This window comes from Coprococcus sp. RTP21428st1_C9_RTP21428_210409 (assembly GCF_040227395.1).
GTDB lineage: Bacteria > Bacillota > Clostridia > Lachnospirales > Lachnospiraceae > Coprococcus > Coprococcus aceti.
On sequence record NZ_JBEHVV010000124.1, the window covers coordinates 1 to 3,156 of the forward strand.

General features: G+C 40.3%; 3 protein-coding genes. All 3 read right to left on the minus strand.

Annotation, left to right across the window (positions count from 1 at the left end):
* On the minus strand, positions 1-957 hold a 957-nt coding region (locus ABUA34_RS14015; RefSeq protein ID WP_349823518.1), incomplete at its 3' end, for a polymorphic toxin-type HINT domain-containing protein.
* Between the two features lie 288 nt (positions 958-1,245).
* On the minus strand, positions 1,246-2,499 hold the full coding sequence (locus tag ABUA34_RS14020) for an ATP-binding protein (RefSeq protein ID WP_008400146.1): 1,254 nt from the start codon (positions 2,497-2,499) through the stop codon (positions 1,246-1,248).
* A gap of 314 nt (positions 2,500-2,813) precedes the next feature.
* On the minus strand, positions 2,814-2,999 hold the full coding sequence (locus ABUA34_RS14025; protein WP_196020850.1) for a hypothetical protein: 186 nt from the start codon (positions 2,997-2,999) through the stop codon (positions 2,814-2,816).
* Positions 3,000-3,156: the final 157 nt, after the last annotated feature.

The following is a 3,156-nucleotide window of genomic DNA, read 5'->3' on the forward strand; positions in this document are numbered from 1 at the left end:
AATATCATGTGTTTCAACGATAAGATCTTTACCGTCAACACTTATGAGTTTATCACCTACGAAAAGACCTTCTGCCTTGATAAATCCTCTGCCTTGTACATAGAATGGGTGATTGTCTGTGGTGATGACTTCTTCACCATTGATTACAAGATGAACGAGTTTGTCCACCTTGCGGACATATGTTTCAAGGACAGTTTTTTCACTTGTTTCAAGCGTATCAGGATCAGTTGAAATAACCTTATCACCAGGATTTATCTTTTCAATAGCGAGCAGACCAGCAGTTGTAAGTACCAATGTACCAGCAACAAAGCACGCCATATTCTGAGAAGCAGCACCTGAGAACGAAGATACCAAGCTTACCCCCATCTGGAACTTGTTGTATACATCGCTCTGATGCATTTTGTTGTTAAGTTCCGTGATTGGGTTATTAGGATCAATCATCCCCAATCCTAATGATACCATGTCAAAACCATCCATACTATTAGAAATGGCCCCGCTGATTTTAGAGGTTGTCTGGATTGCGTTTCCTAATTTAGAACCGCAGGTTATGAATTTGCCGGCGATTCCGCCTACGCCGCCCAAGGCACCACCCATTATGGCACCATCTAATGCACCTTGGGCAAATCCTTCTAGGAATGAGCCTCCTGTTAGCATACTGGTAATTCCGCCAATCAAGCCACCGGTCAAAGCACCTTTTAAAGCTCCGATAAGAATGCCAGTGCCTATACCCTGTAAGCCAGGAACACAAATGCAGACAACAGCCACTACGATTTCAATTACCAGAACGATCTCTTTCCAGTGATCTTTACACCACTGACCGACCTTTTTCAAACCTTCGCAAAATTTTTCCCAGTCGGTCTTTTCGCAGTCAGGCTTAAGATAAGAGTATTGTTTGTAAAAGTCCTTCTTAGCACGTGAGATTTCGGATGATGCCGAATTATCACGATCTACCGTCAAGTTAATAAACTCATCGACTTCTCTTTGGGTTGCTTCGAGACCCGCAATCTGCTGTTCTTGTGTCTGAGAAGAGGTTCAAAAACAGTTAACTTCTAAATCAACTGTTTTTTGAAAGGTCGTTTCATCAGATTCTTATAGCAATCCAGCAAATAATCTCATAAATAATTGTCCCAGTCGCAAATATGCACTTCGTCCGGTTTGATATTGGTCTGTCACATCACGACATTCTCCCAGCGTGTTCACTCTTTTTTGAAATAGAACAACACCACAGCAACAACTCAAATCGACTTAAAATTCCAGACTATTCGCATTCAGCAAGAAATACTTCATTCCCATGATGACAAAACCTTCATCATTTCTCCAAGGCTTTTTGCTGCCATTTACAATGACGATCTTCTTGAAAGAGTCCGGGATATTACGCAGAGAATTGAACTCCTGCGTCTGTTTTTCTTCCGAAGTCATGTCATATGCAACCTGGATATAGTATCTCTGGTTTCCTTGATTCACCACAAAGTCAACCTCCAACTGCTTGCGAACACGTTTGCCCTCTTTATCCTTATCGAAGATATCCACGACACCCACATCAACATTGTAGCCACGGATCAACAGCTCGTTATAAACAATGTTCTCCATGATATGAGTAGGCTCCTGCTGTCTGAAATTCAGACGTGCATTTCTCAGTCCCAGATCCGTAAAGTAGTATTTCAGATTTGCACCGATATACTTTCTGCCCTTAATATCGTATCGGCTTGCCTTGGAAATCAAAAAGGCATCTGTCAAATAGTCGATATGCTTGGAGATGGTTTTATTAGCATAAGTCATCTGACGCTCACTGGCAAAGGTATTGGCAATCTTTGAAGGGTTGGTCGGTGCGCCGATTGCAGATGCAAGCACATCAACCAGAATCCCAATCTCATCCACGTTCTGAATCTTATTTCTTTCAATAACATCCTTCAGATAGACATTTGCAAAGATGTTCTTCAGATAGTCTGCTTTCTGTCGTTCGCTCTGGAAACTTACGATCTGCGGCAATCCTCCGTAGATCATGTAGTCATCCCATGCATCATCATAATCGCCGTCATAGACAGAATAAAACTCTGCAAAGGAGAGAGGGTAGATTCTAATCTCATCACCTCTGCCACGGAATTCGGTCACAATGTCGCTGGACAGGAACTTGGAATTACTTCCGGTGACATACACATCAATATTGCTCATGCGGAGCAGGCTGTTCAGCACTTCCTCAAATTGTGACATAAACTGCACTTCATCAAGAAGCAGATAGTATTTGCCATCGTCTTTCATGGCATCTTTGATGTACTTGAAACACACCTTAGGATCTCTTAGTTCCTCATTTTCAATACCGTCCAATGCAATCTCAATAATATGATCAACATCAACGCCGTTCTCCAGTAAGTATCTCTTAAAGATGGTAAACAGCAAAAAGGATTTGCCACATCTACGAATGCCGGTAATCACCTTTATCATTCCATTATCTTTTCGCAGGGTCAGCTGCTGTAGGTAAGCGTCTCTTTTAATCTCCATCGTTACGCTCCCCCTTTCCGTGCATCTGCACACTTTTTAGTAATGAGATCCTATCACAGAACGACCTGAATTTCAATATGCATTCCCATTTTATGTGCATCTACACACTTTTATGTAATGTTGATAAATATATTTTCAGATTTTTTTGATTGCAGTGTCTATAATCGACTACTCCAATCGTTATTATAGGTAAACAACAAAAAAAAGATGGTTTCGATGTTTCATTAAATATGTTCGTTAGTCTTTTACACAAAGGATTCTATCTCCTCTGCGCCCTAATGCTTTTCGGATTCAGTTCAACAAACTGGAATTTCTCACTTCTTTATTTTAGGAGCAATAAGCAGCACTACTGCCACAAGAAAATATACACCATACAGTAACCACGTAATTGTATTGTTCCAAGGGAAACTCTTTTCTGGATGGTTTAATGCAAACATTATAAATACAATAGCTACAATCAGCATTATCACACCGATAATCCTTGATATACTTTTTTTCATGTAAATCACCTCCTCGTTAAACTGGAATTTATATAATTATTCCTCTAACTTTCCCTATTTTACAGGCTTTCCCGCCTGTTCATTAGTGAAATGATATGTAGTTTCCCTTATTTTTGCCCTTATGAGATAATCACAAGGGAAATAAGGGAAATTTTTT